This is a genomic window from Flavobacterium xylosi, assembly GCF_042787345.1.
GTDB classification, from domain to species: Bacteria; Bacteroidota; Bacteroidia; order Flavobacteriales; family Flavobacteriaceae; genus Flavobacterium; species Flavobacterium xylosi.
The window spans coordinates 50,333-69,961 of sequence record NZ_JBHZPZ010000003.1 but is presented as its reverse complement, the minus strand read 5'-3'; the positions used below and the strand labels follow the sequence as shown (position 1 = coordinate 69,961).

The 19,629-nt window shown below is 32.5% G+C and carries 13 protein-coding genes and 1 tRNA gene; 10 read left to right on the top strand and 4 right to left on the bottom strand.

Annotated features, from left to right (window positions below; all coding sequences use genetic code 11):
- Window position 1 precedes the first annotated feature (1 nt).
- The 10 genes from ACFX5E_RS03170 (at window position 2) to ACFX5E_RS03125 (ending at window position 14,514) form a co-directional block, all read left to right on the top strand.
- Window positions 2–2,449, top strand: coding sequence for a DNA translocase FtsK (locus ACFX5E_RS03170; RefSeq protein ID WP_379853718.1), 2,448 nt, complete (start codon window positions 2–4; stop codon window positions 2,447–2,449).
- A gap of 49 nt (window positions 2,450–2,498) precedes the next feature.
- Window positions 2,499–3,143, top strand: coding sequence for an outer membrane lipoprotein periplasmic chaperone LolA1 (lolA1, locus tag ACFX5E_RS03165; RefSeq protein WP_465254606.1), 645 nt, complete (start codon window positions 2,499–2,501; stop codon window positions 3,141–3,143).
- A gap of 7 nt (window positions 3,144–3,150) precedes the next feature.
- Window positions 3,151–4,584 (top strand): LptF/LptG family permease, encoded by a 1,434-nt coding sequence (locus ACFX5E_RS03160; protein ID WP_379853716.1) that lies wholly within the window; start codon window positions 3,151–3,153, stop codon window positions 4,582–4,584.
- A gap of 9 nt (window positions 4,585–4,593) precedes the next feature.
- A complete protein-coding gene (gene ribB, locus ACFX5E_RS03155; protein ID WP_379853715.1) occupies window positions 4,594–5,727 on the top strand; it encodes a 3,4-dihydroxy-2-butanone-4-phosphate synthase in 1,134 nt (377 codons plus the stop codon).
- Window positions 5,728–5,896: 169 nt separating this feature from the next.
- Window positions 5,897–5,981, top strand: a tRNA-Ser gene (locus ACFX5E_RS03150).
- Window positions 5,982–6,242: 261 nt separating this feature from the next.
- Window positions 6,243–7,490, top strand: coding sequence for a site-specific integrase (locus ACFX5E_RS03145; RefSeq protein ID WP_379853714.1), 1,248 nt, complete (start codon window positions 6,243–6,245; stop codon window positions 7,488–7,490).
- 815 nt (window positions 7,491–8,305) lie between these two features.
- Window positions 8,306–9,541 (top strand): DUF4856 domain-containing protein, encoded by a 1,236-nt coding sequence (locus ACFX5E_RS03140; RefSeq protein ID WP_379853713.1) that lies wholly within the window; start codon window positions 8,306–8,308, stop codon window positions 9,539–9,541.
- A 71-nt stretch (window positions 9,542–9,612) separates the two neighbouring features.
- Window positions 9,613–10,728 carry an imelysin family protein gene (locus ACFX5E_RS03135; RefSeq protein ID WP_379853712.1) on the top strand — a complete coding sequence of 372 codons (1,116 nt, stop codon included), beginning with the start codon at window positions 9,613–9,615 and terminating at the stop codon, window positions 10,726–10,728.
- A 2-nt stretch (window positions 10,729–10,730) separates the two neighbouring features.
- Window positions 10,731–12,098, top strand: a complete 1,368-nt coding sequence (locus ACFX5E_RS03130) for an HTTM domain-containing protein (protein ID WP_379853711.1) — start codon at window positions 10,731–10,733, stop codon at window positions 12,096–12,098.
- Window positions 12,079–14,514: a TonB-dependent receptor domain-containing protein gene (locus ACFX5E_RS03125; protein WP_379853895.1), complete on the top strand. Its 2,436-nt coding sequence runs from the start codon at window positions 12,079–12,081 to the stop codon at window positions 14,512–14,514. Before ACFX5E_RS03130 ends, ACFX5E_RS03125 begins: the two co-directional genes overlap by 20 nt.
- Before the next feature lie 229 nt (window positions 14,515–14,743).
- Here ACFX5E_RS03125 and ACFX5E_RS03120 read toward each other — a convergent pair whose 3' ends face one another.
- The 4 genes from ACFX5E_RS03120 to ACFX5E_RS03105 form a co-directional block, all read right to left on the bottom strand.
- Window positions 14,744–15,118: a YkvA family protein gene (locus ACFX5E_RS03120; RefSeq protein WP_379853710.1), complete on the bottom strand. Its 375-nt coding sequence runs from the start codon at window positions 15,116–15,118 to the stop codon at window positions 14,744–14,746.
- 55 nt (window positions 15,119–15,173) lie between these two features.
- Window positions 15,174–15,620: an NUDIX hydrolase gene (locus ACFX5E_RS03115; protein ID WP_379853709.1), complete on the bottom strand. Its 447-nt coding sequence runs from the start codon at window positions 15,618–15,620 to the stop codon at window positions 15,174–15,176.
- 368 nt (window positions 15,621–15,988) lie between these two features.
- A complete protein-coding gene (locus ACFX5E_RS03110; protein WP_379853708.1) occupies window positions 15,989–18,148 on the bottom strand; it encodes a TonB-dependent receptor in 2,160 nt (719 codons plus the stop codon).
- A gap of 856 nt (window positions 18,149–19,004) precedes the next feature.
- A complete protein-coding gene (locus ACFX5E_RS03105) occupies window positions 19,005–19,517 on the bottom strand; it encodes a hypothetical protein (protein ID WP_379853707.1) in 513 nt (170 codons plus the stop codon).
- Window positions 19,518–19,629 lie beyond the last annotated feature (112 nt).

Sequence of the window (19,629 nt, the reverse complement as noted above, 5' to 3'; positions counted from 1 at the left end):
AATGGCAAAAACAACAAAAAAAGAACCTTTAGATAAAAAAAATAATTCTAAAACGGAGGCAAATAAACCATTGCAACTAACCAAACAGCACAAAATAGTTTTGGGTTGCCTTTTGGTATTATTTTCAATTGCTTTATTACTCGCATTTGTTTCCTTTTATATCTATGGACAGCAAGATCAAAGTGCCGTTGCGGAATTGACTAACAGAGCCGAAACGGTTCAGAATTGGTTGGGGAAATTTGGTGCTTTTTTAGCTGATTTGATTGTATATAAAGGCTTTGGACTTGCCTCATTTATATTTGTCCGCTTATTTTTCCTGACGGGGATGTATATGGTTCTGGGATTGCCTTTAAAAAAATTAAAGAACATTTGGTTCTGGGATTTATTTGTTATTATTATTCTGTCTGTTTTATTTGGTTTTTTCGCCACTTCAGTTCCTGAATTAGGCGGGACTATCGGATATGAATTGAATTCATTTTCACAAGATTACATCGGAAAGACTGGAACACTGCTGATTTTATTTTTTGGATTAATTATTTACGTAATTTTCAAACTGAAAATATCTCCTGAAAATATCCAATCCTTTTTTGACACTACTAAAAAAGAAATCAGAGCTGAATTAGCTACTAATTCTATAACGAATGGTAAAAACGCTTACAATTTAGAAGAATTTGCAGTGGATGAAGAGGAAGTGGATGACTTGCATTTAAAGACAAATGGTTCACAATTCGAAATTAATAAAGAAGCATTAAAACCAACCATCAATAATTCTTCGGAAATCAATTTAGATCCTATTGCAAAACCATTGACAATGATGGTTACGCCTCCTCCTTTTACAGAAGCTATTTCAACTTACAAAGAGGAATTTGTAATTGAAACTGCTCCCGAGGAAGATATTATAGAAGAAAATTTAGCTTCAAGACTGGTTGCTGATTTTGGATTATTTGATCCTACTTTGGATTTATCCAATTATAAATTCCCTACAATTGATTTATTGAAAGAATATTCAACAGGAGGAATCACTATAAATCAAGAAGAATTAGAAGAAAATAAAAACCGAATTGTAGATACACTTCGCAATTATAAAATAGAAATCGCTCAGATAAAAGCGACCGTTGGTCCATCGGTTACTTTATATGAAATTGTACCTGAAGCGGGAATTCGTATTTCAAAAATCAAGAGTTTAGAGGATGATATTGCGCTGTCACTTTCTGCATTAGGAATTCGTATCATCGCTCCTATTCCAGGAAAAGGAACGATAGGTATTGAGGTCCCTAATAAGAATCCAACAATGGTTTCGATGAAAAGTGTTATCGGTTCAGCCAAATTTCAGGAAGCCGAGATGGAATTACCTATCGCTCTTGGAAAAACAATTTCGAATGAAACTTTTGTTGTCGATTTAGCCAAAATGCCTCACTTATTAATGGCGGGAGCAACTGGTCAAGGAAAATCAGTTGGTTTGAATGCCGTTCTGACTTCACTTTTGTACAAAAAACATCCAGCCGAAGTTAAATTTGTTTTGGTAGACCCTAAAAAAGTAGAGCTTACACTTTTTAATAAAATTGAAAGACATTATTTAGCGAAACTTCCCGATATGGATGACGCTATTATTACGGATAACGCAAAAGTGGTGAATACTTTGAATTCTCTTTGTGTAGAAATGGACAATCGTTATTCTTTATTGAAAGATGCGATGGTGCGTAACATTAAAGAATACAACGATAAATTTAAGGCTCGAAAATTGAATCCTGAAAACGGACACCGATTTTTACCTTATATAGTTCTTGTGGTAGATGAGTTTGCCGATTTGATCATGACTGCAGGAAAAGAAGTAGAAGTACCTATTGCCCGTTTGGCGCAATTGGCTCGAGCCATTGGAATCCACTTAATTATTGCCACACAAAGACCTTCGGTAAATGTAATTACAGGTTTGATAAAAGCTAATTTCCCAGCCAGGATAGCCTTTAGAGTTACCTCCAAAATTGATTCAAGAACTATTCTTGATACGCAAGGCGCGGATCAATTAATAGGACGTGGTGATATGCTTTACACTAACGGAAATGATGTAGTACGCGTACAATGTGCTTTTATAGACACACCCGAAGTAGAAAAAATCACTGAATTCATTGGTTCCCAAAAAGCATATGCAACCGCTTATTTACTCCCGGAATTTGTTGGGGAGGAAAGTGGCATTAATCTTGATATGGATATCTCCGACAGAGATACTTTGTTTAGAGAAGCCGCTGAAATTATTGTAAATGCACAACAGGGATCGGCTTCATTGTTACAAAGAAAACTAAAATTAGGCTACAACAGAGCAGGACGATTGATCGATCAACTCGAAGCTGCAGGAATCGTAGGCCCTTTTGAAGGAAGTAAAGCACGTAGTGTAAACATCCTGGATATGAGTTCTCTTGATCAATTTTTTAACAATGAACAAAATAATTAATACCATGGAATTAACGAATTCAGAATTCAAAAAAAATAATATAAAAAACATGACCAAAAAGTACCTTTTCATTACAGCCTTACTGTTTTTTAGTTTTTTGACCCAAGCACAGGATAAGAAAGCAAAAGATCTTTTAGACCAAGTTACCGCAAAAGTAAAAAGCTATAATACAATCATTATTGATTTTAAATATTCTTTAAACAATGCCAAAGAAAACATCAATCAGGACAGCAAAGGAAATGTAACGATGAAAGGCAATCAATATGTATTGAATTTCATGGGAGTGACTAAAATTTTTGACGGAACTAAAACCTACACAATTGTTCCAGAAGATGAAGAAATTACCATTTCTAAAGTAAACGAAAAAGAGGACAATGCTATTACACCTTCAAAAATGCTTACTTTTTTTAATACTGGTTATAAATATTCTATGGATATTTTGCAGGATGTAAAAGGTAGAAAAATTCAATATATAAAACTCGTTCCTACGAGTGGCAAAGATCAAAGAAAAGAAGTATTGTTGGGAATAGATGTACAAACAAAACACATCTATAATTTGATTGAAACGGGTAAAAAAGGTACAAAAACTACTTTAACGGTTAATTCTTTTAAAACGAACCAACCATTGTCAAAAAATCAATTTACCTTTACCCAAAGTAAATATCCAAATTACTACATCAATAAATTAGATTAATTCTTAGGTGAAAATTCTTGACAAATACTTATTAAAAACATTTTTGACTACATTTACTACTGTATTTGTAATCCTATTTTTCATATTCATACTTCAAACCATTTGGTTGTTTATAGCTGAATTGGCAGGTAAAGACTTGGATTTTCCGATGATTATCAGATTTTTAGCTTTTTCAATGCCCCGAATTATCCCGTTAGTATTACCCTTATCGGTTTTATTGGCGTCTATAATGACTTTTGGTGATTTATCTGAAAATTATGAATTAGCTGCAATGAAATCTGCGGGTGTTTCGCTAAAAAGAGCAATGAAAAGCATAACCATTTTCATTCTGTTATTGAGTATTATTGCATTTTTATTTTCAAATAATGTAATTCCTTTTGCGGAATATAAGTTCATCAATTTCAGGAAAAATTTAGCACAAGCAAAGCCCGCTCTTGCAATTACTGAAGGACAATTTAGCGATATCGCGTTTTATAATATTAAAGTCAATAAAAAATCCGGTGAAAATGGAAACACGCTAACTGGGATAACTATTCATAAAAAATCTGATTTTGGAGATGGCAGCAAAACAGTAATCAAAGCTAAAGATGGCCTATTGATTAGTAATGAAAAATCCAGTATTCTACAATTGGTATTAAATAATGGATATTACTATGAAGATATTACTCCAAAAAAATATGAAGATCGCATCAAAATGCCATTTGCAAAAAGCACCTTCAAAAAGTATATCATTAATATCGACTTATCAAAATTGAATAAAACGGATACTAATGATCAAAGTATTGCTAACACAAACACTATGTTGAATGTTAGCGAATTGAACTACACGCTGGATTCGCTTCACAAAACTTTTAAAACCGATATCATTTCGTTTTCAGAAAACATGAATCAGCGAATTGGAATCCCGATAGACAACAAGATACAACCTATCAAAAAAAGCAAAAAACTTCCTAATAACATATTGTCATTATATACAAATGATCAAAAAGTAAAGATTCTGGATATAGCCATTAGTAATTTGGCGAGCACTAAATATTCAATCGATGCCAGTAATACTGAATTTAGACTCAAGCAAAAAAACATCAATAATCATATATTGGCATTCTACGACAAATTTGTAATTGCATTTGCTTGTTTTTTAATGTTTTTTATTGGCGCACCTTTAGGAGCCATTATCAGAAAAGGAGGATTAGGGCTTCCTATCATTTTTGCTGTTTTGATATTCATCACATTTCATTTTATAAATACTTTTGGTAAAAGAATTTCACAGGAAAATAGTATGTCTCCATTTATGGGCGCATGGATGTCTTCATTTATTCTGACACCACTAGCAATTCTTTTATCCTATAGAGCTACAAATGATATTGGATTAATCAATATGGATGTTGTTTTAGCTCCATTTCAAAAAATATTAAAAAAAATATTTCCATCTCAAAAATAAATACCAATCATGGTTACAAATAAAATACACCTCAACACTATAGAAGAAGCCATTGAAGATATTCGTCAAGGTAAAATTATTATTGTTGTAGATGATGAAGATAGAGAAAACGAAGGTGATTTTTTGGCTGCAGCCGAAAAAGTAACACCTGAAATGATTAATTTCATGGCAACACACGGACGTGGATTAATTTGCGCTCCATTGACAGAAAGCCGTTGTAAAGAATTAGGTCTTCATGTTATGGTTAGTAACAATACAGACCCCATGGAAACTGCTTTTACCGTTTCGGTAGATTTAAGAGGAAATGGAGTTACTACAGGAATATCAGCAGCCGATAGAGCAAAAACTATTTTATCGCTGGTAGATTCGAAAACCAAACCACATGATTTAGCACGACCAGGACATATATTTCCTCTCATTGCGAAACAAGGAGGTGTATTAAGAAGAACAGGCCATACAGAAGCTGCGATTGATTTTGCTAGATTAGCCGGTTTTAAATCGGCGGGAGTGATTGTAGAAATCATGAACGAAGATGGCTCAATGGCTCGTTTACCTCAATTAGTGAAAGTAGCCAAGAAATTTGATTTAAAGTTAGTTTCCATTGAAGCTTTAGTGGCGTACAGAATGCAACATGATAGTTTAATTGTAAAAAAAGAGGATTTTGATCTGGAAACCCGTTTTGGTGCCTTCAGATTAAGAGCGTATCAACAAACGACCAATAAACAAATTCATATTGCGCTAACAAGAGGAACTTGGAATTTAGGCGAACCTATTTTGACCCGAATAAATTCTTCCCAGGTGAATAATGATTTATTGGGTACCTTGACAAACAATGCCGACCAGCAACTGGATGACATGTTTAAAGTAATTAATGAGCAAGGAAAAGGGGCCGTAATCTTTATAAATCAAGATATGCAATCTGTAAATCTACTAAGCCGTATTTCTGAATTAAAGATTTTGCAGGCCGAAGGCACAATGAAAGCGCCAAAAATTATTATCGACAGCAAAGATTTCGGAATTGGAGCTCAAATATTACATGATATTGATATCTCAAAAATCAGATTAGTATCGAATGCTGAGCAAACCAAACGTGTTGGAATGATAGGATATGGGCTGGAGATAACCGAATATGTAAAGTATTAAACTCGTTTTGCATTCTTTTTTTTAAAAATAATTTTACTCTAAAGCAAAGTAAATGAAACATTTAAAAAATAGTCTTAAAAATAGATGCTTTTTTTATAAAAATAGATTTGCATAACCAAAAAAGGTTCTTATATTTGCACTCGCAATCAGGTAATGAAAGCGATAGACTGGAGAAATGGCAGAGCGGTCGAATGCGGCAGTCTTGAAAACTGTTGACTGTTACAGGTCCGGGGGTTCGAATCCCTCTTTCTCCGCGAGAGAATTCTCAAAATGAACTAAAACCCTTTGAATCGTATGATTTAGAGGGTTTTTTCTTTTAGCCAAACCCCTAATTATTCATTAAATCGTGTACCGAATGAGGCAAATTCGGTGACCCATACCCTATTTTTTTTTAGGTCACCGAATTTTGTCGAATTCCTAGTAACCACAAGGCTTTAGAACCTGTTCAACTGTTGAACATCTTGTGCGCTATTTTATTAAAAATTAAATTTAATAATCACTAAAAGGTTACCACGATGAAAACAAAAGTATCCATTCTCTTTTACGTAAGGAGAGCCAAAGTCACTGCAAAGGGTTTATTACCTATCTATTCTAGAATTACTATCAACGGCCAAAGGTTTGAAATGAGTACCAGCCGATCTGTTGAAGAAGCCAAATGGTCCTCTGAAGGAGGTAAAATGAAAGGCAATTCAGAGGAGGCCCGTTCAATAAACAGACATCTCGATTTGCTTAAAATTAAAATCATAGATGCACAAATGGAGTTGCTCCATAAAAATCTACCCATTACCATAGATTCATTAAAAAACAAAATATTCGGCATTGAGCTAAACAAACGAATGCTGATTCCCATTTTTCAGGACCACAACAACAAAATAAAAGAATTAGTGGGCAAGGAATATGCCCCGGGAACATTAGAACGTTACACGACCTCCTTAAAGCATACAGTGGAGTTTCTGGAATGGAAATACAAAGTATCAGATATTGACATCAAAAGCATCGATCACGCCTTTATAATGGAGTACGAATTCTTCTTGCGAAGCGTCCGCAATTGTGCCAACAATACTGCCGTAAAATACATCAAGAACTTCAGCAAAATAATCAAGATCTGTTTGGCCAATCATTGGATAGACAGAAACCCCCTTAGTAACTACAAAGCCAAAGTCAAAGAAGTGGAAAGGGTCTATTTATCAGAAGAAGAAATCCAAGCAATCATCAACAAAGATTTCAAAACGGAACGATTGTCTCTGGTTCGCGATATCTTCCTTTTTAGCTGTTTTACGGGATTAGCATACATAGATGTCAAAAACCTGACGAAATCCCATGTAAGCATTGGTATTGATGGAGGAAAATGGATTTTCACCCACAGACAGAAAACAGAAACCGCTTCGAAAATTCCTATCCTTCCCGTAACACAGCTGATTATTGACAAATATGAGGAACATCCGGAATGCAATAATCAGAACAAACTGCTTCCAATTTTGAGCAATCAAAAAATGAATGCCTATTTAAAGGAAATAGCTAGTATTTGTGAGATTGATAAAGAACTCACCTTTCATATTGCCAGACACACTTTCGCGACGACTGTAACGCTTACAAATGGAGTTCCAATTGAAAGTGTGAGTAAAATGCTTGGTCATAAAAATATAAGGACCACTCAACACTATGCGAAGGTGTTGGACAAAAAAGTAAGTGAAGACATGATGGTTTTAAGAAACAAAATGGCAATCTACAACAATGATAAAATTATCAATAACACTAATTAGAATTTTTGATAGTCTAATATATCGCATAATATGTATAGAAAATATAGTTCAATTTAGGCAATTGACAAATATTTTTAAAATTACTATCTGAGAAAGGTAAACATCATAAATAGCTCAGATATAAATATACGTTGCAAGAAAACAGCCTTTCTTTTGCGATTTTAAGTACATTTATCTTAGTCTCACAATTTTCAAACAACAACATTTTAAACTCTTACTATATGTTATCAAAAACAATTTCAACACTAAAATATGTAATATTGGAATATCGTTTTTATTTTTTAAGTATTACATCATTATTGGCTCTCTTGACTTATAATCACAATAAAACTCTGGCTTAGAAAAAAAACTTGTTCAAATAACAAAGAACTCAATCAGCAACAAGTCACTTTCGAAAAAAGACAAAAACCATATAATGAAAAAATGAAACAGCAGCACGCAGAAATTGAACGTATGCAAAAGAAATAGTAGATATACTTTGAAATGAATGGCACAACAGTCACCCTCAGCGGGAGGTTTCATATTTCCTTTATTGTATGATAAATTCCTATTATGTAGTTTTTAAGATATTGTAGTAATGTTTCTAATTCTTCAGCCGCATTTTCGTAAATTTTACAAATATCACAAATCATTGAACAAGAGATATAAATACCTAGTTTAGTTATCAGGTGCGTATATGCATCAGTAATCTGCGATACCTGTTGCTTGTTAAAGCATTAATTTTATTTAGAATAAATTTAAATAAAAATTTGTTTGTTATCGTTTAGGTTTTATATTTGCATAAAATTATTTTAATTCAATCTAAATTAACTAAAATGGACTTTAAAAAATTATCTCTTTCCGCATTACCAATTTTGCTATTAGCACTTGCTTCTTGTTCAAATGATGATAATGGACCAGTTGAAGAAACTTATAATTATACTGTTCCGGCAACTTACACATTCGAAAGAAACGCCGTAACTTCTGTAGATTATTCAGGGCAATCAAGTCGTTTATTAATGCTCGATGAAATGGGGAAATATTTTAGTACAGCCGCAACAAACGGAACTGTAGCTGATGATGCAGTACTATCTGATATGTATGCTAATGTCAATAACCGTTTTACTGGAACAGGTTTAAACGCTTCAGGGAAACAATTAAAAGATAAAACGGCTGCTTCAAAAGATTATTTTTCATTATATCTTGGTGGTGGTTCAATAGCTGAACAAGTAAGTGTTCGTGATTTATTTGAAACCCAATTCGACAATGGTGATGCCGCTAGTCAAGGAGCAACTGCTTCTGCGGGTGTTGCAGGTGTTTATTTAGATGGAACAAGCAAACGATTACTTGCGGCAAACGGATTAGAGCCACAACAAGTATTATTAAAAGGAATGATGGGGGCTTGCTTTATGGATCAAATAGCTAATAATTATTTAAGTCTAAACAAGCTTGATGGCGGTACTAATAAAGTTGACAACACGAACAAAGTATTATTAACTGGAAAGAGTTATACTGAAATGGAGCATAATTGGGATGAAGCTTATGGCTATATTTATGGTGCAGATAATTTAAGTGTTACACCAAATGTTTTCAAATTCTGGAGTAGTTACATCAATCAAGTTAATGCCGATACCGATTTTAATACCCTTAAAGCAGATATTGAGTTGGCTTTCCGTAAAGGTAGAGCAGCAATCGTAGCTAATGATTATAAAGTTCGTGACGCTCAAATCGATATTATCAAAGCAAAATTAGCAATGGTTCCTGCAGTTAGAAGTGTTTTTTATCTTCAAGAAGGAAAAGCAAAATTAGCTCAAGGCGATGGAGGAGCAAAAGCTTTCCACGCTTTATCAGAAGCTTATGGATTTATCATGTCTCTACGTTACACAAATAAACCGGGAGCAAACAGTCCTTACTTTACAAAAGTAGAAGTAGATGCTATGTTGGCTTCTATGGTAAGCGGAACAAATGGTTTGTGGGCTATAGATACTTTGGGAGCAAAATTAGATACTATATCTGCACAAATTGCAACGAAATTTGGTTTTACGGTAACTCAAGCTGCAACGGTAAATTAATTCAATAAAAAACAATGCAAGAGAATTTATCTTCTCTTGCTTTTTGTATTTTTGTCAAAATTTTTTAATAAATGAAAAAGATCCTATTAATTTTAAGTCTCATTACTTTAGTTGTAGCCTGCTCTTCAAATGAAGGAGAAAACAATACTGACGGGAATAATTACAATAGAACCGCACTTTTAAGCAACTGGGCTGATAATATCATTGTTCCAAGTTATGTAAATTATCAAGCGAAAGTACAAATATTGGTAACTAACGTAAATACTTTTGTTGATAATTCAACTGAAGCAAATCTCCAAACTGTTAGAACTTCTTGGCTGGAAGCTTACAAAGCATATCAATATATATCGATGTATAATTTGGGTAAAGCAGAAGAAATTAATCTTAATATGGCTTCCAATACCTATCCAACTAACGCAATTGGTATTGAATCAAATATTTCATCCGGAACTTACAATCTGGCATTGTTGTCTCAATTTGATAAACAAGGTTTTCCAGCATTGGATTATTTGTTAAATGGATTGGGTGCAAATGATGCTTCAATTGTTGGTTTTTATGCTACAAATGCAAATGCTGCAAATTACAAGAAGTATTTAACAGCTGTTGTAAGCAAACTAAAAATTAATGTTGATGCAGTTGTAACCGATTGGAATTCAAGTTTCAGAAATAGTTACGTAGCGAACAACGGGACTTCGGTAAGCAGTTCAGTAAACAAAACAACAAATCTATTTGTAAAAAATCTTGAAAAAGATATTCGTACAGGTAAAATAGGAATTCCGGCAGGTGTTTTTTCAAGTGGCGTTAAATATCCAGAAAAAGTAGAAGGTTACTATAAAAATGATATTTCTAAAGAGTTGTTAAATGTTTCCCTAAAAGCGCAACAATATTTTTTTAATGGAAAACATTTCAATAGTACAGCTACAGGTGAAGGTCTAAAAAGTTATTTGGATTTTTTAAATGCCATCAGAAATGGTCAAAAATTGAGTGATATTATAAACAATCAATTTGCAACTATTTATAATGTAAATGCTAACTTGAACAACAGTTTTTCACAACAAGTAAATACTGACAATTCAAAAATGATTGCCGCTTATGATGCTTTACAGCAAAATGTAATCTACACAAAACTAGATATGATGCAAGCATTAAACATCACTATTGATTATGTAGATGGCGATGGAGATTAATTATGGGTTTTAGTATAACAAAATATCTAAATAAATATTCAGAGGCATCAACGCTAGCTTTTTTTAGGCTAGCGTTTGGCTTTATGATGGTTTTAAGTCTAATACGATTTGTAAGTTATGGTTGGATTGATAAATTTTATATCCAACCCCAATTTCACTTTACGTATTATGGCTTTGAGTGGGTTAAACCGCTAGGGAATTATACCTATTTATTATTTTTTATTTCAGGATTAGCTGCTTTATTTGTCGCCATTGGATACAAATATAAATTATCGATCATTACCTTTTTCCTGAGCTTTACCTACATTGAATTTATGGATAAAACCACGTACCTGAACCATTATTATTTTATTACGGTTGTGAGTTTTATACTGATATTTTTACCGGCAAATGCCTATTTTTCAATTGATGCCTCTAGGAACCCTAAAATTGCCCATCAGAAAATCCCGAGTTGGACTATTGATATTTTAAAATTGTTGTTAGGTATTGTATATTTTTATGCAGGTTTGGCAAAACTCAATTCCGACTGGCTTTTTGAAGCGATGCCGCTCAAAATCTGGTTGCCCAATAATTCAAATTTACCCCTAATTGGTTCTTTATTAAATGAGAATTGGGTGCACTATGTATTTAGCTGGACGGGGATGATTTACGATTTAAGTATTCCTTTTTTATTACTGTATAAGAGAACCCGATTATTTGCTTTTGTTTTAGTGGTAGTCTTTCACATTCTGACTAAAATTCTTTTCCCCATTGGTGTTTTTCCGTATATAATGATTGTAAGTTCATTACTCTTTTTTGATGCGGATTTTCATAAAAAGTGTTTACAATTTATTTCAAAATTATTCAATTTCAGTATAATTGTTTTTGAGAACGGAAAAGAAAAAATTCAGAATTTCAATGGGATTTATAATACTAAAATAGCCTTTTTAACCTGTTTTTTAGCTTTTCAGTTACTGATTCCTTTCCGATATTTATTGTATCCGGACGAATTATTTTGGACAGAAGAAGGTTTTCGGTTTTCTTGGCGCGTGATGCTTATGGAAAAAGCTGGTTACACCCAATTTATTGTTACCAATACAAAAACTAAAGAAACTATAATGATAAACAACCGACATTTTTTAACCACTTTTCAGGAAAAACAAATGTCGTTTCAACCAGATTTTATTTTAGAATATGCACATTTTTTACACGATTATTATCAAAAACAAGGCATTCACGACCCCGAAGTTAGAGTAGAAAGCTATGTCGCTCTCAATGGAAGATTAAGTCAAAAATATATCAATCCAACAATAAATTTAGCCAAAGAAAATGAAACTTTCAAACACAAAACTTGGATATTACCTTTTAACGATGAAATTAAAGGATTTTAGTTGCATTCTACTTTTATTATTTACCATAAATAGTTTTTCCCAATATAAAATTTCAGGAATAACTAAAGCTGACAATGGTAGAATACTATCTTTCGTTGAAGTATATAATAAAACTTCCGGAACTAAATATTTATCTAATTCTAAAGGAGAGTTTTCAATCGAATTAGAAAAATCGGGTGATTATGAACTTGTTTTTCACAAAGAAAACTATGCTGTTTTAGAAAAAATAGTTTCAACATCTGATGGAAGCATTGTTATTGTTTTGGATAAAGTCACAAACCTTTCGGAAGTGGTTATCAATACACAAAAGGAAAAAATATTTGCACTCAATAAATTAAAAGATATTGATGAAACGGCCATTTATGCCGGAAAGAAAACCGAAGTAATCTCCTTAAACAAACTAACGGCAAACAAGGCAACCAATAATGCACGTCAAATATTTGCTCAAGTTGTAGGATTAACAATCAATGAAAGTTCCGATGGCGGTTTGCAATTAAGTATTGGTGGTCGAGGATTAGATCCAAACCGAACATCCAATTTTAACACCCGCCAAAACGGTTATGACATTAGTGCGGATGTATTGGGTTATCCCGAAAGTTATTATGCACCACCAACGGAAGCATTAGAAGAAATCCAAGTAATTCGTGGTGCAGCATCATTGCAATACGGAACCCAATTTGGAGGATTAGTCAATTTTAAATTAAAAACACCAAGCAAAAAACCATTCGAATTTACAACAAGAAATACTATTGGGTCTTATGGATTGTTCACCAATTTTACTTCATTAAGCGGTACAAAAGATAAATTCAGTTACTACACCTTTTATAATTACAAACAAGGAAATGGTTTTAGACCCAATTCTGAATTTGAAAGCAAAAACTATTTTGGAAATCTAAATTATCAGCTCAACGATAAAACATCATTGCATTTCGACTACACTTATTTTAATTATTTAGCCCAACAAGCCGGGGGATTAACTGATGTGATGTTTAACGAAAACCCTACGCAAAGCAATAGAACCCGAAATTGGTTTGCTGTAAATTGGAATTTATATGCATTACGATTAAAACATAAATTTAATGCTAATGCCGATTTTTCATTGCAATTATTTGGGTTAGATGCTAGTCGAAAAGCAGTTGGTTATCGTTCTAATAGGGTTTCTAATCCTGATGTAGTAGGTACGGAAAGAGATTTAATAGTAGGTAAATTTGTCAATTGGGGAGCAGAAGCACGATTTTTAAAACGGTACAAAATAAAAGAAAATACCAGTGCTTTTTTAATTGGAGCCAAATATTATCAATCCAAAAATTCAGGAATTCAAGGTCCGGGAAGTTCGGGTAGTGATGCCAATTTTAACGTTGCTGATACTGAATTCCCTTTTTATCAAAATCAATCCAACTATACGTATCCCAACTTGAATGTATCTGTTTTTGGAGAAAATGTATTTAAGATAACACATAATTTCTCAATAACACCTGGTTTTAGATTTGAAAAAATAAAAACAAAAGCAGAAGGTTCTTATCGAAAAATAAATCTGGATTTAGCCGGAAATGTAATTTTAGATGAAACCAAGTTGGAAAATAATATAAAAGACAGAAATTTTGTTTTATTAGGTATAGGATTAAGTTATAAACCATTGAATAGAATAGAGTTTTATGGGAATATTTCACAAAACTATCGTTCGGTAACATTCAACGATATTCGAACCGTAAGCCCAAGTCAAGTGATTGATGAAAATATTACGGACGAAAAAGGCTATACATCAGATATCGGAGTACGCGGACAATTAGGAGATAAAGTAACATTTGATGCCAGTATATACGGATTGTATTATGATGACAAAATAGGCGAATATGAAACCAGAAACCCCAATGGTTCAGCGGCAATTGTAAGGTTTCGGGACAATATAGGAACAGCCGTGACTTATGGTTTCGAAACGATGTTTGATTGGAGTTTGAATAAAACTTTTTTCAAAGAAAAAGAGAACTTTGTTTGGAATGTATTCTCCAATATCGCTATTACAGATTCGGAATATTTAAAATCGGACGCACCAAATATTGAAGGAAATAAAGTGGAATTCGTACCGCTTTACAACTTAAAAACAGGAACAGGGATTGGATATAAAAATTTTATTTCGAGTGTACAATTTACCTATGTATCTTCTCAATTTACGGAAGCAAACAACAGTAAAACAGATATGAATGACAATACGTATGGTATTTTTGGTCAAATTCCTGCCTATTATGTAGCTGATTTTTCAACTTCCTACAAATGGAAAAAATGGAAACTGGAAGCTGGGATTACTAATTTTACAAACAATAGTTATTTTACAAGAAGAGCGACTGGTTATCCCGGTCCCGGAATAATACCATCTGATACTAGAACTTTTTATACTACGCTTGAGTTTGTATTTTAATATATTAAAAGCCTATCTTTTTAAGACAGAAACTTTTCAAAAGTATTTATTATTTTGCTCTTCTTTAAAAACACCTCAACTAAATTCCAAAAACAATATGACCTATTATAATTCCAATCATAATCAATTTCTTTTAATTGTTGAAAAAACGGTTAAAGACATTGATTAAGGATATTTGTTATTATACAATAAATATGTCCAGACTTTTGTTTCTTATTTCCATAAATAACTAAAATGTCTGTAAGCCGTGTAAAAAAGTGCCAACCAAATTGAAATGATAATTGCTGCAAATATCCAATTGTTTTTTTTTAATTTTTTTCGGATTAAATTTTATACTTTGTCTAGCTTCTGTCAAAACGACTGAGGGAATTAGTTTGATAGAAAGTGTAATTAGAAGAGGTACAATAAGTAAGTCGTCAAGATAGCCTATAACCGGAATAAAGTCAGGTATCAAGTCAATCGGACTTAACAAATAGCCAACTGTTAGTCCTATGAGAATTTTTGCAGGCAGCGGTGTCCGTTTGTCAGAATAGGCTAAAATCAAAACTTGTGCTTCCGATTTTAATTGTCTTGCTTGTTGCTTTAGTTTATCTATTAATTGCATTGCCGTTTTTTTTTAGCTTTCCGTTATTAGGCGATTGTGCTTTTTGTCTCATAGGTTATGGATTATTTATAATTACTGATTTAGTAAATCTAACTTTGTGATCAATAATAGAATCCCAATCCCACAGTTGCATTTTTTCCAATAGAAAATCCCTCGAGAAAATTTCATCTATTTGTTTAAACCCTATCCATTCATAACCTTCATGTTCATCAGATAAATAAATGGCATCTGTCATCATCTCACTAAAGTATATAATACCTGTAATTTGACATTTATCATTATGCATATAATTCCAAGTATCAATCACTTTAATGGGTTTAATTTCAATTTTCAGTTCTTCAAATATTTCTCTTTTCAGCGTTTCTTCGGCAGTTTCACCAAACTCCATTCTACCACCGGGCAAGTCCCATAATTTTCGACCATCTTTGAGATTATAAACCGCTAAAAACGTATTGTTTTTAATAATTAAGGTTTTTACAGAAAAGAATATTTTTTGATCCATGTCAATTAATTTTTACAAACTTAATCATAATGCTTTATTTTTGAGAAAGTTGCGAATTTGAAACTACAAATTTTCGATGTCTGCTAATAATATTCAAAGCTACTTTATTTTTTTGGTTACAGATAGTAATTGTTTCTAATTGGAGAGACACACCTATTAACTTATAAATTTCAAGAGCAGAACAAGAGCTAATGGAAGGAGCGTTTATCCGTTATGAAATCAAGTACTAAAGAAACATTGTTTCCAAAAACAAACCTCGCTTAAAATGACTTAAGCGAGGTCGATTTTTATGTTATTTAGTGTCGATTTAGATTCTTAGAGAAGTCGGCAATGGCTGCCAATGTTGTGTAGTGCTTATATCTAAACTATTATAACCTAATTTTAACTCCGCCATTCAATATAAATCCATCTGTTGGCGTGTAAACTTCTCTAAATTGTGGGTTTTGAATTGTTCCCGAATACATATACTCCCATTTAGATTGTCGGCTGTCTAAAAAGTTTTCAAGGTTCAAGAATAAACTAAAATATTTAAACTTGTATTCTCCCGAAACTCCCATAACCCAATAATCCCTAACTTTTTCGTTGTTTGTCAAATACTGGTTTCCAACATAAAAAACCTCGTAAGCAATTCGCAATTTTTCTTCCCACTCATACATTAGGTTTGTGTTTATTCTATGTTTTGCTGTCAATGGATTTACGCTTGAGTTATTATCAAAATTTCTTTTTGCGTCAATGTAAGTGTAACCAATGTAACAGGAAATGTCCTCAAAACGAAGCTTTACGTTTGTTTCAAAACCTTTGGTTTCTATATTTCCAGTGCCATTTTCAAAGGCATAATTTATAGAAAACGGAACTGGATTAAGAACTAACGGATTTTTGATAATGGTGTAAAAAAACATTTGATTAATGGCAAAACTTACTTCGTCAAAAATGGTAGTTTTATAATTGACATCAGCATTTAATCCATATGATTTTTCAGGATTGACTTTTGAAAAGTCCAGTGAATTTATATTTTGAAACGCTTTTTCTTCGGTTTCTTCCGAGAAAATGGTAGGTGATTTGTAGCCTAAACCACCGCCAAATCTTGAAGATAATTTTTCGTTGATTTTGTACAGTAATGATAAACGAGGCAAAACAAAAACATTGCTACTGTTTGTAATGTCTAAACGTAAACCGCTTTCCAAAATAAATTTTTCGGTTATGTTCAGATTGTTTTGAGCAAAAACACCTAAAGTTGCATTGTAATAATCTAATTTATCAGCGACTAAATTAATTTGCTTAAAATTATCCGAAACTAAATTCGCTCCCAAATTCCATTCTGATTTTTCGTTTGGGATTAGATAATTAGCTTCTGTAAAAGTAGCTATTTGCTGTCCCTCGAAATTATACGCTTGCTTTTCAATTTTTCGGTTAAAATACCCAACACTATTTTTAATTGTCAATATATTTTTATTGTCAAATGTTTTTTCAAATTTTGCTTGTGTCGAATATCGATTACTGTTATTTCGTTCAAAAAACGTATTTGTAGCATCTGATTTGTTGTCAATTACTTGCATATCACCACCTATTCGGTTTTCAAATCCTGCGTTTACACCAAAACTAATTGTTGTTTTTTCGTTTGGATAATAGAAGAATTTTGGGTTTATCGTATATCTGTCAAATTTTGGAATATCCGATAATCCATCATTATTTACATCATAAGCATTTTGGGAATTACTTGAAACATACATTGTAAGTCCTGATTTTCTATATCTTTCAGCATAAAAACCGCTTAAATCCAATGCCTGTGTTTGATTTATATTCGCTAAAAACGAAATTTCTCTTGTCTCGGTTGGTTCTTTTGTAATCAAGTTTATCAATCCCGCAATGGCTCCGCCGCCATAAAGTGTTGAAGTGGAACCTTTGATAACTTCTACACGTTTTAAATTCAATGGTGGAATTTGCAAAATACTCAAACCACTTGCAAAACCTGAATATAAAGGAAATCCGTCTTGTAAAAGTTGCGTATATTTTCCGTCTAAACCTTGAATACGAATACTCGCACTTCCTGAAACTTGGGAAGTTTGTTGCGTTTGAATTCCCGTACTTTCAGTAAGCAACATTTTTATATTCCCTGGTTGCATTGAAGATTTTTCTTCTAATTCTCCCGCTGCAATCGCTTCGATTCGAGTTGGAGTGTTTTTTATTGTTCGACTACTTCTCGTTGAAGTAACTTTAACTTCTTCTAATTCTTCCGATAATGGTTCTAGAAATATTACAATGGTTTCATTTTGAGGAAATAAAATGTTTCTTTCCGTTTTTCGGTAACCAAAAGAACTGAAAACAATGGTTTGCTTACCGTTGGGAATGTTTTCAATTACTACAAATCCTTTTTCCTCAGAAGTGGAACCGCTTTGAGTTCCGGTTAGAAATACGGAAACGCTGTCAAGTGCTTCTTTTGTTTTTTCATCTTTGATGATGGCTTTAAAAGTGTTTTGGGCTGTTGCTAAAAATGGAAATAGCAAAAGAATGAATATTATTTTCTTCATTTTAAATTTAAATAAAATTGTTCTGAAATAGTAAAAATGGAAACTGCGTAGCAATTACCTGAAAAAGACAAATCAGAAAATCATCAAATCAAGAAAGAAGAATATAGGATAAAAAGCTTATCCCGTTTTGGAAAGAAAGAGCTTTTGTATAATGAAATGCATTTAGATGCAGGTAGAATTCCATTTAAATGAAATTGAATTGGCGTGTTACAATTAATGTCGCAATGCGGAATACTTTGTGTTATGCTCTTTGCAAAGATTTGACTACAAAATTGTTGAATATAGGTATGACTTTCATTTTTAAAATTAGCCTTCTCCTCGGTCTCCGAAAATTCAAATACGGTGTTGACATAGCAACACGATATTAGAATTAGAAGTACTATTTTAATGTATCCTTTCATCGTCGCAAATGTACAAACAATAATTTTGTTTTGTCGGTAAATTGACTGTAATACATATATGAAGGATTAAGTTGTAAATTACAAAGGATTTCTAATCATAACAAAAAGACACCTCTCAGCATCTTCTATATCTTCCAATTACTCTTCCAACTATCATTACAAAAATAATCCCTCCTAAGCTCATAAATCTTCCCCTCAGGTAAAGACCTAAAAACCAAAAAAAAATAAATCCTATTTTTTCATACCATTCCATACCTCAAATACAGAAGATATAAAATTTCCTTTTTTAGCATGAAATCAGAAAATCTGTTTTTGATAAGCTTTAATCCCGAATTGATAAGTATTCCTTTTCTCCATAAAAACAAAAAAGACACCTCACAGCATCTTTTCCTATATAATCCTATGGCCATAACAATTCAATCACAAATCCAAAAAGCTGGCATTAAATTAGCCACTTACTTTTTCTTTTCTTCGTCAACAATTAGTTTCAAAGAATTGATATAATCAGTATCAAATTCTATAACTCTTATTTTGTTTTGCTTAAAAGTCATTTCACCCTCAAATTTTCCTTCGGTTCCCAAAAAATCTATTACTAGTTCTTCCTCATTTAGTTCTATAAGTTTACCTAGATAAACAGTTTTGTCTGACTTTTTTGCAATCTGAAAAATCTCATATTTATTAGCCAGAAAATTTGTAATTGAAGACAAATCTTTAAGCGGAATTATTTCGGCTGCACTTGTTTTTAAACCTTTTAGTTTAATTACCCTTTCTGTGAATTCATGATCCTTGTCTTGAATAATTGACTTTACATTTTCATTTTTTAATATCGTATAGCCATCAATTATAAAATCAAAAGGGTTATTTTTCAGTAAAATCCAATCTTCTGTCCAATCAATGAGAAAACCACTAAAGATTTCTTTTTTGTCATCAAATTCTATTGTTATTAATTGTCGTAAGTATTTTTCCATTATGCTTTTTTAAGTTTCGAGAACAGTTTGCTACTAATGTCAGTTCTCCCGAAGCATCGGGACAAAAACCTCTAAACAAACTTTATTTTGTTAATTATAAAGTAAATATAGG

What these genes read in the sequence shown, in the direction of transcription:
- ACFX5E_RS03170 (WP_379853718.1), top strand. Translation starts at nt 2, where the DNA reads ATGGCAAAAACAACAAAAAAAGAACCTTTAGATAAAAAAAATAATTCT.
- lolA1 (WP_465254606.1), top strand. Translation starts at nt 2,499, where the DNA reads ATGACCAAAAAGTACCTTTTCATTACAGCCTTACTGTTTTTTAGTTTT.
- ribB (WP_379853715.1), top strand. Translation starts at nt 4,594, where the DNA reads ATGGTTACAAATAAAATACACCTCAACACTATAGAAGAAGCCATTGAA.
- ACFX5E_RS03145 (WP_379853714.1), top strand. Translation starts at nt 6,243, where the DNA reads ATGAAAACAAAAGTATCCATTCTCTTTTACGTAAGGAGAGCCAAAGTC.
- ACFX5E_RS03140 (WP_379853713.1), top strand. Translation starts at nt 8,306, where the DNA reads ATGGACTTTAAAAAATTATCTCTTTCCGCATTACCAATTTTGCTATTA.
- ACFX5E_RS03135 (WP_379853712.1), top strand. Translation starts at nt 9,613, where the DNA reads ATGAAAAAGATCCTATTAATTTTAAGTCTCATTACTTTAGTTGTAGCC.
- ACFX5E_RS03130 (WP_379853711.1), top strand. Translation starts at nt 10,731, where the DNA reads ATGGGTTTTAGTATAACAAAATATCTAAATAAATATTCAGAGGCATCA.
- ACFX5E_RS03125 (WP_379853895.1), top strand. Translation starts at nt 12,079, where the DNA reads ATGAAATTAAAGGATTTTAGTTGCATTCTACTTTTATTATTTACCATA.
- ACFX5E_RS03120 (WP_379853710.1), bottom strand. Translation starts at nt 15,118, where the DNA reads ATGCAATTAATAGATAAACTAAAGCAACAAGCAAGACAATTAAAATCG.
- ACFX5E_RS03115 (WP_379853709.1), bottom strand. Translation starts at nt 15,620, where the DNA reads ATGGATCAAAAAATATTCTTTTCTGTAAAAACCTTAATTATTAAAAAC.
- ACFX5E_RS03110 (WP_379853708.1), bottom strand. Translation starts at nt 18,148, where the DNA reads ATGAAGAAAATAATATTCATTCTTTTGCTATTTCCATTTTTAGCAACA.
- ACFX5E_RS03105 (WP_379853707.1), bottom strand. Translation starts at nt 19,517, where the DNA reads ATGGAAAAATACTTACGACAATTAATAACAATAGAATTTGATGACAAA.